This window comes from Cryobacterium sp. TMT1-66-1 (assembly GCF_004403435.1).
Classification (GTDB): domain Bacteria; phylum Actinomycetota; class Actinomycetes; order Actinomycetales; family Microbacteriaceae; genus Cryobacterium; species Cryobacterium flavum.
Window position 1 is genome coordinate 359,354 of sequence record NZ_SOGP01000023.1, and the last position, 14,749, is coordinate 374,102.

At 63.9% G+C, this 14,749-nt stretch carries 18 protein-coding genes; 11 read left to right on the forward strand and 7 right to left on the reverse strand.

Annotated elements, in window-relative coordinates:
- Positions 1-295: 295 nt before the first annotated feature.
- The 11 genes from E3T29_RS18025 (at position 296) to E3T29_RS18075 (ending at position 8,278) form a co-directional block, all read left to right on the forward strand.
- On the forward strand, positions 296-787 hold the full coding sequence (locus E3T29_RS18025; RefSeq protein ID WP_198417786.1) for a YkvA family protein: 492 nt from the start codon (positions 296-298) through the stop codon (positions 785-787).
- A 33-nt stretch (positions 788-820) separates the two neighbouring features.
- A complete protein-coding gene (locus tag E3T29_RS18030; protein WP_134346857.1) occupies positions 821-1,552 on the forward strand; it encodes a response regulator transcription factor in 732 nt (243 codons plus the stop codon).
- Positions 1,553-1,679: 127 nt separating this feature from the next.
- Positions 1,680-2,006 (forward strand): sensor histidine kinase KdpD, encoded by a 327-nt coding sequence (locus E3T29_RS18035; protein WP_166792458.1) that lies wholly within the window; start codon positions 1,680-1,682, stop codon positions 2,004-2,006.
- A 64-nt stretch (positions 2,007-2,070) separates the two neighbouring features.
- Positions 2,071-2,784, forward strand: a complete 714-nt coding sequence (locus E3T29_RS18040) for a phosphatase PAP2 family protein (protein WP_166792459.1) — start codon at positions 2,071-2,073, stop codon at positions 2,782-2,784.
- On the forward strand, positions 2,774-3,448 hold the full coding sequence (locus E3T29_RS18045; protein WP_134346860.1) for a response regulator transcription factor: 675 nt from the start codon (positions 2,774-2,776) through the stop codon (positions 3,446-3,448). Before E3T29_RS18040 ends, E3T29_RS18045 begins: the two co-directional genes overlap by 11 nt.
- Entirely contained in the window at positions 3,445-4,455 is a 1,011-nt protein-coding gene (locus E3T29_RS18050) for a sensor histidine kinase KdpD (protein WP_134346861.1), read from the forward strand. The genes E3T29_RS18045 and E3T29_RS18050 overlap by 4 nt, the downstream gene beginning before the upstream one ends.
- A gap of 122 nt (positions 4,456-4,577) precedes the next feature.
- Positions 4,578-5,381, forward strand: coding sequence for a hypothetical protein (locus E3T29_RS18055; protein ID WP_198417787.1), 804 nt, complete (start codon positions 4,578-4,580; stop codon positions 5,379-5,381).
- 63 nt (positions 5,382-5,444) lie between these two features.
- Positions 5,445-6,107, forward strand: coding sequence for a DedA family protein (locus E3T29_RS18060; protein ID WP_198417788.1), 663 nt, complete (start codon positions 5,445-5,447; stop codon positions 6,105-6,107).
- A 98-nt stretch (positions 6,108-6,205) separates the two neighbouring features.
- On the forward strand, positions 6,206-6,925 hold the full coding sequence (locus E3T29_RS18065; RefSeq protein WP_241987889.1) for a response regulator transcription factor: 720 nt from the start codon (positions 6,206-6,208) through the stop codon (positions 6,923-6,925).
- A gap of 29 nt (positions 6,926-6,954) precedes the next feature.
- The gene (locus E3T29_RS18070; RefSeq protein WP_166792460.1) at positions 6,955-7,872 is read left to right on the forward strand and encodes a cell wall metabolism sensor histidine kinase WalK; all 918 of its coding nucleotides are present in this window, start codon (positions 6,955-6,957) and stop codon (positions 7,870-7,872) included.
- Between the two features lie 103 nt (positions 7,873-7,975).
- Entirely contained in the window at positions 7,976-8,278 is a 303-nt protein-coding gene (locus E3T29_RS18075; protein ID WP_134346864.1) for a hypothetical protein, read from the forward strand.
- Positions 8,279-8,504: 226 nt separating this feature from the next.
- On the opposite strand, the gene E3T29_RS18080 is transcribed toward E3T29_RS18075, so the two are convergent.
- From E3T29_RS18080 to E3T29_RS18110, 7 genes are all read right to left on the reverse strand, one after another.
- Positions 8,505-9,461: a F510_1955 family glycosylhydrolase gene (locus E3T29_RS18080; protein ID WP_166792461.1), complete on the reverse strand. Its 957-nt coding sequence runs from the start codon at positions 9,459-9,461 to the stop codon at positions 8,505-8,507.
- A 1-nt stretch (position 9,462) separates the two neighbouring features.
- Complete coding sequence (locus tag E3T29_RS18085; protein WP_134346866.1) at positions 9,463-10,548, reverse strand: M23 family metallopeptidase; 1,086 nt, start codon at positions 10,546-10,548, stop codon at positions 9,463-9,465.
- A gap of 160 nt (positions 10,549-10,708) precedes the next feature.
- Entirely contained in the window at positions 10,709-11,506 is a 798-nt protein-coding gene (locus E3T29_RS18090) for a M23 family metallopeptidase (RefSeq protein ID WP_134346867.1), read from the reverse strand.
- Positions 11,507-11,704: 198 nt separating this feature from the next.
- Positions 11,705-12,307, reverse strand: a complete 603-nt coding sequence (locus E3T29_RS18095; RefSeq protein ID WP_134346868.1) for a DUF305 domain-containing protein — start codon at positions 12,305-12,307, stop codon at positions 11,705-11,707.
- 94 nt (positions 12,308-12,401) lie between these two features.
- Entirely contained in the window at positions 12,402-12,860 is a 459-nt protein-coding gene (locus E3T29_RS18100) for a hypothetical protein (protein ID WP_134346869.1), read from the reverse strand.
- Between the two features lie 19 nt (positions 12,861-12,879).
- The gene (locus E3T29_RS18105; protein ID WP_134346870.1) at positions 12,880-14,265 is read right to left on the reverse strand and encodes an MFS transporter; all 1,386 of its coding nucleotides are present in this window, start codon (positions 14,263-14,265) and stop codon (positions 12,880-12,882) included.
- Positions 14,258-14,650, reverse strand: a complete 393-nt coding sequence (locus E3T29_RS18110) for a metalloregulator ArsR/SmtB family transcription factor (protein ID WP_304997051.1) — start codon at positions 14,648-14,650, stop codon at positions 14,258-14,260. The genes E3T29_RS18105 and E3T29_RS18110 overlap by 8 nt, the downstream gene beginning before the upstream one ends.
- Positions 14,651-14,749 lie beyond the last annotated feature (99 nt).

Here is a 14,749-nt window from a genome sequence, read left to right on the forward strand (position 1 = left end):
GGTTCAATTCGCCAATTCAATTGCTTGCGTTACCGCACGGAACCGGCAGACGACGATACCTACTCAACAGACTGGCCCGCGAAGCTGGGCAACCCAGTCCTGGTTACCGAAGGACGGGTGACAGTCATCGACGGTCTCCTCGCTTGCGCTGTACTTTTCGGCTTGGTGCTCAATCTGGCACTCGGATAGTGGTGGGACATCCCTCTCGCGGGTTAGATTATCGTCTATTACGCGGCTCGCGAGGCCGTCAGTGTCTTTCGTTCGAACGGGGCAGCTCACGACGACCTGGTGGGCCGTGGCTCTGAGCGTGCTCGGCGGATTGCTGGTGCTGTGGCTGGCCCTTGTTCTGGTTCTCTGGATCGAACAACGCCGGCATCCCGGCGGTGCGTCACTTCGCGATCTGCTGCGCCTCGCGCTCGACGTCGCCCGGTTACTCAAACGCCTGGCCTACGATCGAACCGTGTCGATCGGAGCTCGAATCTGGCTCGCGGCCCTTTTGCTCTACTTGCTGTCGCCGATCGACCTCATTCCGGATTTCATACCCGTTCTCGGTTACGCCGACGATGCCATCGTTGTCGCGATCGCTCTACGATTTGCGACTTACTATCGCGGCGCGAGTCATGTTTGTCATGCCCGTCATTGTGGACGCCAACAGGCTGTTGGTCGCGCGTTGAGCCCGAATCTCAGTACTTTGGTAGGTCGCGCCGTTGCCCGTCCGCGGTCGCTGTGCGAGAGCGCAGCGTGCGATCCGCCGGTCCTACGCTTTGACGGCATGCGATGTCCGTGACCCCGCGCCACCGGGAGTAGATAAGCTGCGGGCATGTCCCGTCTTTTGGTCGTCGAAGACGACGTGACCATCGCCACGACCTTGGAGTCGGCTCTGCGTGCCGGTGGCCACACCGTCTTCTGGGCTTCGACCGGCCGCGCGGGGATCAACGCCGCGATCGCGCACAAGCCCCAGCTGGTGTTGCTTGACCTGGGTCTTCCCGATCTCGACGGGTTGAGTGTGTGCCGGGAGATTCGTAGTCTGCTGCCGGCCACGATCATCGTTCTGCTGACCGCTCGTCGGGAAGAGCTGGATGTGGTGTCTGGGCTGGAGTGGGGAGCGGATGACTACCTCACGAAACCGTTCCGGGTCGTTGAGGTGCTGGCCCGCGTGGGCGCGCATTTACGCCGGGCCAACGGCGACTCCGGCTTGGTCCAGTCGGTTCCGGCCGACGACGTAAGCGTGCTCGGTTCGTTGAGCGTGAACGCCGCCGCGCGCACCGTGCAGGTCAACGGCTCTAACGTTGCCCTGCCGGCCCGGGAGTATGACCTGCTTGCGCGGCTGCTGAGCGATGTCGGCCGTGCCGTGCGCCGCGAGGACTTGATGAATGATGTGTGGGATGTGAACTGGTTTGGGTCTACTAAGACTCTCGACGTGCACGTGGCGTCGCTGCGTCGGCACCTCACCGACGCCGCCGACGCGGCCGGCCCGACCACCGTCGAGCGGATGCCGGTGATCGTGACCCTGCGCGGCCACGGCTACCGCCTCGAGGCCCCGACCGGTTAGAGGTCCCGAAGCGTTTCGATGGCCGGTTGGCGGGAGGCCCGGGCCGCGGCGAGGGCGGCGATCACGATCGATACGATGGCGATCGCTGCGACGCATCATCGACGCTGACCTTCCCCCGGTCATCCTGGTGGCGTCAGCGCTGGAGCAGGTGCTCGATGCGCTGATCGAAAACGCCCTACAGCACGGCGCGGGCACCGTGGCCCTGCGTGCCCGGGCTACGCACGGTGCACTCGCGATCGACGTTGACGATGAGGGAACCGGCATCGCTGCCACCGACCAGATCTTCGACCATGGTGTCTCGTACGGCGGGGGCAGTGGGATCGGTCTGGCCTTCGCACAACAGCTCACCGCCGATCAGGGCGGACGACTGCTGCTGGCACGCCGCCAGCCGAGCACCCGCTTCACCCTGATCTTCCCGTCCACCCCGTCGCCGGGCGGTATAAGAATCCGCTAAGACGGGCGAGCCCGGCAAAATGATTCTTAGACGGTTCTGTGACGCCCCGGGCAACTGTAGGGGGATGAGCACAGACATTCGACCACTCCGACGGTTCGCCCGAACCGCTGTTCCCGCCGCCGGAGTCATCCTCGCCGTCATCCTCACCGGGCTGCTGCTGAGCGCTTCAGTCGGGTGGACGGCCGGAGAGATGGGCCTGCTCCGTCAAGTGAACATTGCCCACACGGCACCGCTGGACGCGGTGGCTCTCAGCATTGACTGGCTGTTCAGCCCCGCAGCAGGCGCGGTGCTCGTGCTGCTGGCAGCCGGATCGGTGCTGCTGGTGACCCGGCGCCCCGGGCCGGCGATTCGCTTCGTGCTGGTGGTGATGATTCCCACGGTGGGGGCCGACGTGATCAAGCTGCTGGTGCATCGGGCTCGGCCCGACATTCCGTCGCTGCCGCACATTCTGCTTCTTGAACCGGGCGGTCTCAGCTTTCCTAGCGGACACACCAGCTTCGCCGCCTGCTTCCTCCTCGGGGTCATCCTCGTCACAGCTGGCCACCGCTGGCATCCGTTTGTGATCGGAACTGCCGCGGTGGTGGTGCTCGCCACGGCTGCGTCCCGAGTGTATTTGGGGGTGCATTACCCGTCGGATGTGGTGGCGTCGATCGTGTACTCGCTTGCCGCGGTGGCGTTGGTGAACGCCGCCTGGACTCTTCTACTGGCACACTGGAGCCAACGTCGATCCGTCCTCCCGGACGGACGCGTGCACGAAGGAGTCAGGGATGCCCGCTGAGAGTACGGTCCGCGCCCGACTGCTGCTGATCGAAGACGACGCCAAGCTCGGCCCAATGATCCGGGACGTGCTCACGGAAATCTACAACGTCACCCTGGTCGCCGACGGCTCAGACGGCCTGGCTGCCGGCCTCGCTGGCGAGTTCGAGGTGATGGTCATCGACCGGCGCCTGCCCACTCTGGACGGCCTCGGAGTTGTGGAAGCGTTCCGCCGCAAACTGGTCACTACGCCCATCCTGCTTCTGACCGCCCTCGGAACGACCAGCGACAAGGTAGCTGGGCTTGACATCGGCGCCAACGACTACCTGGTCAAGCCGTTCGAATTCGACGAGCTTTTCGCCCGGCTCCGCGCCATCCGCCGAGTGTTCACCGGCGAGGGCCGCACCGTGCTGGTCGGCGGGTGGGAGTACTACCCCGACAGTCGCACCATCTATTCCCCCTACGACGGGCGCATCCTGCTCACCATGAAAGAGAACGAACTGCTCAAACTGTTAGCGGATGCGCCACAGCGCACGTTCTCCCGCCAGCAGATTCTGCAGGCCGTCTTCAGCGCCGCGGACACCGCTGGAACGGTGGACACCTACGTGCACTATCTTCGGCGCAAGACCGACACCGACATTGTCCTCACCGTGCGCGGTGAGGGTTACCGCCTGGGACAACCATGACCCGCAGCAACCGCGTCGTCGACAGCGACACCCTCGCCATCCGCCGGGCCTCCCGACTCGTCGGCACGCGCATCGCGATCGCGTGTGCCGCGGTCGTCGCGGTGGTCATCGTGGCCGTGTTCGTGTACATCCTGTCCGAGATCTCGCCCGGTGAGTTGTTCGAACCGGTGCCCGACACCGAGAATCTGCAGGTCAGCGCGTTCAAGCTGCTGCGCGCTGCCGCCGTGTTGGGCGTGGCCTTGATCGTTCTGGCCGGGGTGTTGAGCTGGCTGGTCACCCACCGGGCCGTGCAACCTCTCGGTGACGTGCTGCGCATCCAACGGGCGTTCGTCGCTGACGCCAGCCATGAACTCCGCACCCCGCTCGCGGTGCTCGATTCCCGCCTGCAGATTCTGCAGCGCGCCCTCCCCGCCGACGACCCGTCGGCCTCGGTTGTCGCGGAGCTCCGCAGTGATGCGAGAGACCTCATCCACATCGTCAACGACCTGCTCGAATCGGCCGAAATCGGCGGCGCGGCCGTGCCGGACACGACCGTCGGCGATCTGGTCGGTGCCGTCGACGCCGCTGTGCAGTCGATGGCACTCATCGCCGTCGACAAACACATCACCATCGAACTGGATGCCCCGCAACCCGCGCCTGTGCGCGTGCCCTCCTCCAGCATCACCCGGTGCGTGGTCGCCCTGCTCGATAACGCGGTGCGCTTCGCCCCCACCGGCTCGATCATCACGGTCGGCGTGAGCGTGACCAGGAAAACGGTGGCGGTCACCGTACGCGATCGCGGACCCGGTATCCAGGGCATCGATCCCGCCCGCATTTTCGATCGGTTCGCGCGCTCCGGCACGGCCGTGGACGGCGGCGGAGAGGCCCGCACCGGGTTCGGTATCGGACTGTCCCTCGTGAGGGAGATCGCGGTGCGCTACGGCGGAGCCGTGCACGTCGTCGACAGCTCAGCCGCGGGCACCGCGATCAGCCGCACCCTCCCGCGGGCCAAGCCAGCCGCATCCTGATCCTTTGCCGTCGAGCGGGTTGCCGCGCACCGGGAAGAAGGGTGTCGATTGTTCGGTTCTGTGAGAAGTCTTAGACGGAGCCGTGTTCGCTAGTGCTACCGACCCCATCCAAGGAGGAACACTTGTCCACGACCTCAACGCTCTCCACGACCGTTTCGCCCATCCGGCACATCCTGACCAAGGTGCCCGAAGTGACCCTCATCTTCTGGGTGATCAAGGTGCTCGCGACGACCGTGGGGGAGACCGCCGCGGACTTTCTCAACGTCGACCTCGGCTTGGGCCTTTCGATCACGTCGGTCATCATGGCCGCACTGCTGGTCGCCGCATTGATCGTGCAATTCAGATTGCACAAATACACCCCGGCCGTGTATTGGCTGGCCGTGGTGCTCATCAGCGTTGTGGGAACTCTCATCACCGATAACCTCACCGACAGTCTCGGTGTTCCCCTGTGGGTGACGACGGTCGTTTTCGCCATCGCATTGGCTGCGACCTTCACCGTCTGGGCGATCTCGGAGAAGACCCTGTCCATCCACTCCATCTTCACGACCCGGCGGGAGACGTTCTACTGGCTGGCCGTGTTGTTCACGTTCGCCCTCGGCACCGCGGCCGGTGACCTCGTCGCCGAAGGACTCAACCTGGGCTTCCTCGTCGCCCTGCTCGTCTTCGCCGCCGCCATCGCGCTGGTCGCTGTGGCGTACTTCGTCTTCCACTTGAACGCTGTGCTGGCCTTCTGGATCGCCTACATCCTGACCCGCCCGCTGGGCGCATCCACCGGCGATCTGCTGTCTCAGCCTGTCGCTGATGGCGGCCTGGGGCTGGGGACCACGGGAACGAGTGTGCTGTTCCTGACGGTGATTCTCATCTTGGTGGTCGTACTCACCCGCCGCGCCCGCACCACGAACGCCCAACTGACGGCCACCGCCTAAACACCTCGCGCAGCAGCGGATGCCCGGCTCGTCGTCAGTCAACTCAGAGAAAGGACTTGCAGCATGAACACTATGACCGTCACCGCACTCCCTACTTCTGGTTTTCTGGATCCGCAGGCGGTGATCGCAGGGGCCGGCGTCTGGGGCCTCGTCGTCGTGTGCGCGATCGTGTTCGTGGAGACAGGCTTGCTTGTGGGGTTCTTCCTGCCCGGCGATACCCTCCTGTTCTTCACCGGCGTGCTCACCCTCAGCGGGGTGATCAGCCAGCCGCTCTGGATCGTCATCCCGGCCATCGCCGTCTCAGCCGCGCTGGGCGACCAGCTCGGCTACCTCATCGGGCGCACGACGGGCCGCCGCATTTTCGACCGGCGCGACTCCGGCCTGTTCAGCCGGTCGAGCGTCACCCGAACGCAGGGCTTCTTCGATCGGTTCGGACCGGCGGCCGTCACCATCGCCCGCTTCGTGCCGGTCGTGCGTACCTTTGCCCCCGTCGCGGCGGGCGTGGGCAAAATGCCGCGACGGGTGTTCACGATATTCAACGTCATCGGCGCCGTGCTCTGGACGACCGGGGTTGTGCTCCTGGGCTTCGGGCTGGCCCATATCCCGGGCGTCGCCGAATTCGCCGCACGCTACATCGACCTCGTGCTGATCGGAATCGTGGTGCTCTCCGTGGTTCCCGTCGTCATCCGTGCCATCGTTTCACGCCGCCAGAATGCTCGGGTGTGACCATCAGCGGAACGCCGCAGTGAACGCCGTGAGGCACGCCGCTTCTCATCTTGGTCTCATCGGCCACGGGCTAGGGTCGAGGCTATGACCATCACCCGTTGCCCGCCAGGTCGCAAATCGGTTGGACCGGGCGGCGGATGAAGGTGCTCGTGGTCGAGGATGACGTCCGCATCGCGGACGTCATTCGGCGCACCCTCACCGAATCCGGCTACGCCGTCGACGTTGCTCACACTGCGCCCGACGGCGTCCAGGCGTTCGAAATCGACACCTATGATCTGGTCGTTCTGGACCTGATGCTCCCGGGACTGCCGCGTGGAGGGATGGACGTGTGCCGACGCATCCGATTAATCAATAGCAACGTGCCCGTGCTGATGCTGACCGCCCTGGATTCGATGCGCACCAAGGTGGAGGGCCTCGACGCCGGCGCCGACGACTACCTTGTCAAACCGTTCCACCTGGTCGAGCTGCTGGCCCGGGTACGGGCCCTCCTTCGACGATCACCGCGGGCACACGCACCCGTGCTGCAGGCGCAGGGCGTCGCTCTCGACCCGGCTACCCGCACCGCCCACCGCGCAGGGCGCACCATAGAGTTGACGGCGAAAGAATTCGCTGTGCTGGAATATCTCATGCGCAACGCCGGCACCATCATCAGCGCCACCGAACTGATCGACCACGCCTGGGACAGTAACTATGAGGGGTTCAGCAACGTCGTGCAAACGTACATCCGCTACCTGAGGCAAAAACTCACCCTGCCGGGGGAGACAGAGATCATCGAGACCCGGCGTGGCGCCGGTTACCTGATCAACGCGGACAGTTGATGTTTCGCCGCGCGTTGGTTCGACTCACCGTGACCTACACGGTTGTGCAGCTGGTGTTGTTCGCCGCATTCGCGGTCGGCATCTACATCTTCGTCACCGGAACCTTCGACATCGACGCCACCGAATCTGACGGTGCCGGCGCCCTGAACGCGGCCGAGCAGGGCTTCGCCAACCTCCGCACCGGACTCATCGTGCTCTACGCCATTCTGTTGGTGTTGATCCCGATCGCGAGTTTTCTCATGGCCCGCGCGGCCCTGACACCGCTGCAGAAAAGCTACGATCTGCAGCAACGCTTCGTCGACGGTGCCTCCCACGAGATGCGCAGCCCGCTGAGCGTCATTCAGGGCGAACTCGAACTCGCCCTCCTCACCCCCCGCACCCCGGCCGAATATGAGCGGGCCATACAGACCGCCCTCGATGCCGTCGGCGGACTTACCGAGCTCACGAACGACCTCCTGCTGATATCGCGCGGCGCGGGAGCCGAACTGAAGAGGACGTACGAACTCGTCGACCTGAACGACCTTGTCCGCCTCGACATCGACGCGCGCTCCAGCAACCCCGAGGATGCCCACCGGCTATACGTTAAGCTGGGGCAAGCCACGGTTGTTTTGGGATCCCCGGCCCTGCTCGCTCGAGCGATCGCCAACGTCATCGACAACGCGCTGAAATTCACCACGCCGCCCGGAATCGTCACAGTGAGCACGGACATCCACAACAGCATCTGCACTGTCACCATTCGTGACACCGGCATAGGCATGGACAACGACGACCTGAAGCACGCCTTCGACAGGTTCTGGCGCTCCGACCAGGCGCGATCACGGCCCGGGCACGGCGTCGGACTCAGCCTGGTGCAGCAGATCATCCACGCGCACGACGGGCGCATCACGCTTACCTCGCAGGTCGGCGTCGGCACGACCGTTACGGTGAACCTCCCACTCCGCCCCTAATCGGGCACCGTCGTACGGGCTCTCACGTTCATCTCACATGCCCCTCTCTAGCTTGGAAGTATGGCTCCGCAGTCGCGGAGCGACCTCTCGAAAGGCACACACCATGCAGAACAAGACGAAAGTTATCAGCGGAGCAGCACTGGCCGTCGCGCTGGCCGTCGTCGGCGGTATCACCCTCACCGCCGGAGCCCAGGCCACTCCGGCCGGCCCCTCATCATCCACTTCGACGGTGGAACCCGCCGCCACGTCGACCGATACCGACAACGTGCAAAACGAGGTCGAAGACGGCACCAATGACGGCGAAACCGCCGACGACGCAGGCACCGAGTCCGGTACTGAAATGGGTGCCGAGAACACGAGCGACGACATCAACGGTGTCGCCGTCGAAGACGGCACACAGGACTAAGCCTTCTCACCACAGGATGGCCGGGGCGCACCTGCGCTCCGGCCACTCGCATGTGTACACCTGAGAGGTGTCCCGTCCCGAACGGGCTGACACAGACGCGATCACAGGGCCTGAATAGTGCCCATCATCATTCCGGCGTCCTCGTGGTCGAGGATGTGACATCAAGTTTCCTTCAGTCGACGAGGTGGAGGTTGGTCGTATGGCCGGTGTCGGCCGATGGTGGGTGTCAGTCAGCCAGTGAAATTAGCGAGGTCCACGTGACACCGCCATCGTCGCTGGCGGCGATGCCGGCGGCATCCGCGACGAGGAGCCAGGGGGAGGGGCCGCCGACGACGGTGAACGCTTCGGGTGTGCGGCCGGTGGTGCCGGTTTGTGTCCACGTATCGGCGGTCTGCCGCCAAACCGCACCGTTCGGATCGATACCGACCAATTGGGTGTCGGTGTCGGTTTCGACAACATCCACGAGGAGGAGCGCCGGCGCGCCGACCATTAGGGCGAACGTTCGGCCTGCATCGGTGCTCATCATGAGACCGTCTGCTGTTGTCGCGTAGAGTCGATCGGCCGGGGACGGATCCGCAGCCAGGTCGCGCAGCGCGAGGACCGCTCCAGAGGACCAGGTGAGGCCGGAATCGTCGCTGACAGCGATCGCCCCGGCACCCGCGTCGTAGCCGTAGATGCGCAGGGTGCCGTCTTCGAGAGCGACGGCATCTAGATCGTGAAAATCTGTTTCGCCCGCCAGTGAGAGCGCCGTCCAGGACTTCGCGCCATCGGTGCTGGAAATGAGTCCCAAATTCGGAAGCGCCAAGTCGCTCGGTTTGGTTGGATCGGGATGACCAGACGCCAGCAACTGGCCGGGCCCAGCGACGGTAAAGCCCATCGTGTCTTGCGCCAGACCGGCTATCTGAATCGGTTGCGTCGTATCGGGTCGGGGCGCCCCCGCCAGATAGCTATCCGCAAGAACTCCGGTTGGGACGAGCCATACCCCGTGGTGCGTGGCCGCATAGGTCTCTCCTGTCAGTGGATCGGCTCCGAGGCCGTGCACGTGCTCGAAGGCGTTCGGAACCGGAGCGGTGACGAGCGACCCCGCTGCCGAGTTCGAAGCGCTGGCCGAACAACCGGTGATGGCAACCAGGCCAACGAGCAGCAGGGTTAGGGCGAGGAACCGGCGTGGAGAACGGGGCAATCTAACCAAGGGTGACTCCCCGATCGCTCATGAAAGTTTGCGGATTGACGCGGGCACCATTGACTCGTGTTTCAAAATGCACGTGGCAGCCCGAGGACGCACCTGTCGTGCCCACGAGCGCAATGGTGGCGCCGGTGGAAACCTGCTGTCCGGCGCTGACCAAGAGGGAACTGTTGTGTGCGTAGCCGGTTTGGGTGCCGTCACCGTGGTCGATGAGAACCCAATTGCCGTAGGAGCCGAGCCAGCCAGCGTAGACGACCGTTCCAGCGGATGCGGCATAAACGTTGCTCCCGCAGCCTGCGGCGATATCGGTTCCATAGTGGAACGCACCGACCCCGGCTACCGGTTTGTTGGGGCGAGCTCCGTATGCCGAGCTGATCCATCCCGACACGGGCAAGGTCCAGCCCTGTCCGTTGGGTGTGCTGCCACCGACCGCAGGCCTGCTCGCTGCTGCGGCTGCGGCCGCGGCAGCAACCTGTTCAGCTCGCGCTTTGGCGGCAGCAGCTTCGGCCGCTCGGCGAATTACTTCGCCCGCGGTATAGTCGGCCTCTGTCGCGGCTCGATCCTCCGTCAGCACTGCAAGCTGAGCCTGCAGGGTTCCGGCTACTTCTTGCTGGTCGGCCAGCGCCGTCTCAACGCGAATGCTCGAGGCCATCGCCTCAGCCAGCGCGGTCTGGGCCGTCTCGGCCAGCACGCCCAGCGCTTGCTGGGCGATCTGGGCCTGATCGGTAAGTGATCGGGCAGAATTTCGGTCGGCCGCCGCGGAATCATAGACCAGACTCATTCGCTCCGTCAGCTTGCTCATCGAGCCAAGTTGATTCAGGAGATCGCTGGCGCTGGACCCATCCACGAACAGGGACAGCGACAGATCGCTGTTCCCCGTGCGAGCGAGCATCGCCGCCAGTCGGCCGGCCTGCTCTCCGGAGACGACGGCAGCGGCCGAGGCCTCATCGGCTTGATTCTGCAAGTTGGTCGCCCTCAAGGTTGCCCCGTCGAACGCGCTCTGGGCGGCTTCATAGTCGGTCGCGCGCCGATCTGCTTCCGCACGGGCGGCATCCACTTCGGTCGTGAGACCCGAGATCAGCACGGTTAACTCCGTGACCTGCGCTTGTTTGCTGGCTTCGGACGATCGAGCACTTTCCACATCAGACCAGCTCGGATACTCAACCGCTTGGGCAGGCCCGGCGATTCCGAGTAACGACAATACCGTCACCGCGACAACTGCGACCCTCGTGAAAGTCCTGTGCTTAGCCAAGAGAGACCCCCCGAGCGTTCATGAATGGTTCCGCATCGATGCGTTCACCGTCGACGCGTGTTTCAAAATGTACGTGGCAGCCGCTGGATGCACCGGTTGATCCCACGATCGCGATGATCTCACCGGCCACAACCAGCTGACCGGAGTCCACGAGAAGCTGACTGTTGTGGGCATATCCCGTCTCGACACCGTTGCCGTGGTCGATGAGAATCCAGTTGCCGTAGGAGCCCTGGTAGCCCGAGGTGACAACTTTGCCTCCTGTAGCCGCGAAGACGGGCTGGCCGCAGGGTGCCGCTATGTCGGTTCCGTTGTGGAAGTCGCCGACACCATCAACGGGCTTGTTCGGGCGAGAACCGAACGGGCTCGATATCCGGCCCAAAACCGGCAAGGCCCAGCCTTCATCGCTGATCTGGCCCGGGCTCAGGCTCGCCCACTCCCCATTGCTGGCGAGGTCGGTGTACGAGGCCGGTTCGGGCGCTTCCGTGATGGTGTATCCGTCGCGTTCGATGAGAACGGATGCTGCCCCAGCGGCGCTGACGCTTTGCAGATCGTCCGTCGGGGCGGCGCTGCTGGCTGCGGCGGCCTGTGGCGTGTTCGTCTTGACCACGAGCGCGGGCAGGGACGTGCTGATCGCGAAGAGTGCGATCATCGCCATGGCGCTGCCGGCCGCAGCACGTTGGCGAAGCGGGATCTGTCGAGGAACAACCTTCGCGGGTCGGGCAGCTTCCGATGGGCCGGATCGGCCCGTCCGCAGCATGGCTTCCATGGCGCGCAGATCGCGTCGCGCCATGGGTGGAGTGGCGCCGGAGATGTGGGGCGCCGTGGCGACGTGACCGGTGCTATCCACGGATCACCGCGCTAGCGAGGTGAACCAGAGGGGGAGTGTGACGGTGATGCATACTTATGTCCTTGCGGGTCATTCGGGAAACGAAGGCTTGGCTCCACGGGCGCTCTCTTCCAAAGAAGAGCGCGCCCCGAACGTGTCGCTTTAGAGCGACGCGAGGAGCTCGGCCATGACGGCAATTTCAGCCGTCTGCGACTTGACAATGTTGGCGGCCATGGCCTGGGCGTCCGCATTCTCACCATCATCGACTTCGAGCTGCGCCATCGCGACAGCGCCCTCATGGTGCACCGTCATCTGTTCGAGGAACAGGGTGGCGGCCTGGATTCCCGAGGCGTCCTGCAGGGCCATCATGTCGTCGTCAGACATCATCCCGTCGGAGCCGCCACCCATGCCGGACATGCCGTCCATGCCCGACATGCTGCTGTCATCCTCGCCCCACGCCGTCAACCAGTCTTTCAGCTGCGTGATCTCGGGTTCCTGGGCAGCCTTGATCTCGGTTGCGAGATCGGTGACGCTTTGGTCGATACCGTCCTTGGCGAGGAGGTCATCGCTCATTTGAACGGCCTGCTCGTGATGGGGGATCATCATCTGCGCGAAGGTTACGTCCGCTGAATTGAAGGCCGCTGTGGTTTGGCTGGCCGAGGGGCTTACTGAATCGGGGGCGGGACTGCCACCGGCACAGGAGCTGAGAGTCAGTGTGGCCGCGAGTGCCACAGCCGCATACAGAAAAGTTCGTGGTTTGAGCATCGTTCATCCATTCGTCGATAAGTTGTAGACATCGAGTGGCCGTGGGCACGGCGTAGTTCCGAGGCCATGTGCTGGCTCGGAACTACCTCTCGGTTTAAACGCGACAGATGGAGAGACGGGTGAGGCTGGGGCGCTGAGCCGGCAGAGCGCTGGTGCGCCAGGATTTCAAGATGTGGCCGCCGGCATCGAGCAGGCGCCGATACGTGGCCGGAAGCCGAGTCAGGAAAACCATCACGACGAGGGTCAGTAGCAGGACGCACGTCATTGCCAGCAGAGCGCAATCAAGCATTCCGTTCAGGTTTCCGGACGTGATAGCCGCGACGACGGGAGCGGCCATGACAGCAGTCATTCCCATCACTGAAGATTGCTCAGTAGTAGCCGATGAAGCAGCAACATTTGATGACGCGGTGGCCGGCGTGTGCATGGAATGCCCGGTCGCCTCGGAATGAATGGCAAAAACCGCAAAAAGCAGCGCGGCCAAGGCAAGCAACGAGATGAAAGGCGACACAGAGACGGGTGCAAACAGCCGTCCTACCGCACGCTTCAGCGTCATTTCACCTACTTCTCTGCACTCAGTCCACGACTGAACTGCCAATGTCTTCCTTCGCAGAGTACCCCACCGTGAGCAGCGAATCCTGAATGCCAGTTTTACCAAAGCACTGCCACGGATCCGGACACCCCCTTCCGCGGGCAGCACGACACGCAGCGCGCCCTTCTCTCAGACCGCGATTGGCGCATCCATCGGTGATGAGGTTGTTGCCTGAGCTGTCCACGCACGAAGCGCGATGATGCCTGCGACTATTCCGATGCCGGCGAGTACCGCTGCAGTGGGGTGCCAATCCGAGCAGGGCGCCGAGGATCCCGGCGAGAGGGTAGGTGACGATGAAGCAGGCGTGAGAGAGCGAGAACTGTGCAGCAAAGACGGCCGGTCGATTCGTTTCGTCGGACGAGCGGCGCAACAGTCGTGCCGACGGAGTCAGAATGAGCGCGGTCGCGGCGCCGAGCACGAACCAGATCAGGAGAAGACCAGACCAGGTCAAGGTGGTTGTTGGCAAAGAAACAAAGCCGGCGAGGGCCAGAAGCCCCACTGGTAATACAGAGCAGCCGAGCAGCATGACGGTTCGGTCGGCGAAGCGCTCGAGTACCCGGGGCAGCGCGAGCGCGACGAGCATGGACCCGAATCCGTAGCAGGCCAGGGCGATAGCGAAGTCGGACTGAGCGCGGCCGAAGTGGCTTTGCACAAGCACGACGGTGTTGACAATGACCATGCCGGTCGACGTCGCGACGACCATGTTCATAGCGAGCAGAGCGCGCAATTGCGGTGTGCGCCAGAAAACGCGTGCGCCGCGGGTGAGGCGCTCCCAGAACGGTGTCGGAGGGGAGACATGGTGTGCCGGCAGGGTTGCTGTGAGCACAAGCAGGGCGGAGCCGACGAAGCCTACGACAGTTCCCACGAACAGGGAGTGGTAGCTGATCACGGTCAACAGAGCGGCGGCCAGAATCGGGCTCAGGAGGGATTCGAGGTCGTAGGCCAAACGAGACAACGACAGCGCCCGGGTGTAGTCGCTCTCTTTCGGAAGTACGGCCGGGATGAGGGCCTGAAATGCCGGGGTGAACGTGGCCGAGGCGGCCTGCAGCACGAAGATGAGCACATAAATCTGCCAGGCCTCAGTGACGAACGGCAGACAGAGCGCGACGATCGCGCGCAGCACATTCGCTGACACCAGCAGAGTCTTGCGCGGCACGTGCGCCGTCAGGGCGGAGATCACTGGCGCGATTCCGACATAGGCGACCATTTTGATGGTCAGTGCGATGCCGAGCACGATGCCGGCGTCGCCGCCGGCCAGGTCGAAGGCGAGCAGGCCCAAAGCTACGGTGAGCAGTTCGGTGCCGACCAACGCCACGATCTGCGCGCTGAACAACCGGCGATACGTTCGGTTGCGCAGAACCTCAAGCATGAGCGCCCGCATCGTGGGCCGCAGCCGACGTCTCAAGCGGAAGCCGGTGGTGCGCCGGTGTGCCCTCGACGGCATGTTCAGCCTGGAAAATCGCATCCGCGACGAGCTGGCGGGCATGCTCATTGGCCAGACGGTAGAACACCCGCGTGCCCTCGCGGCGGGTCGCCACGATACGCCCCAGCCGCAGCTTCGCGAGGTGCTGGGATACGGCCGCTTGAGACTTGTTGACTGTCTCGGCGAGCTCGTTGACCGACAACTCCGTGTCGCGGAGGGCAAGAATGATGCGGATACGTGTGGCATCGGCGAGCATCGCAAAGACTTCCACGGCCAGCTCGACGTACTCTCCATCAGAATCAAGCGTACACATCTTCTTATCTGCATTTATACGCAGATTATTGCACAGTATCCGCTGTCAGGACAGTGGCGTTGGCCGGATGGGATCGACGGTCCAAGCCACAGATGAGACCCGAACGACTCGGAGCCC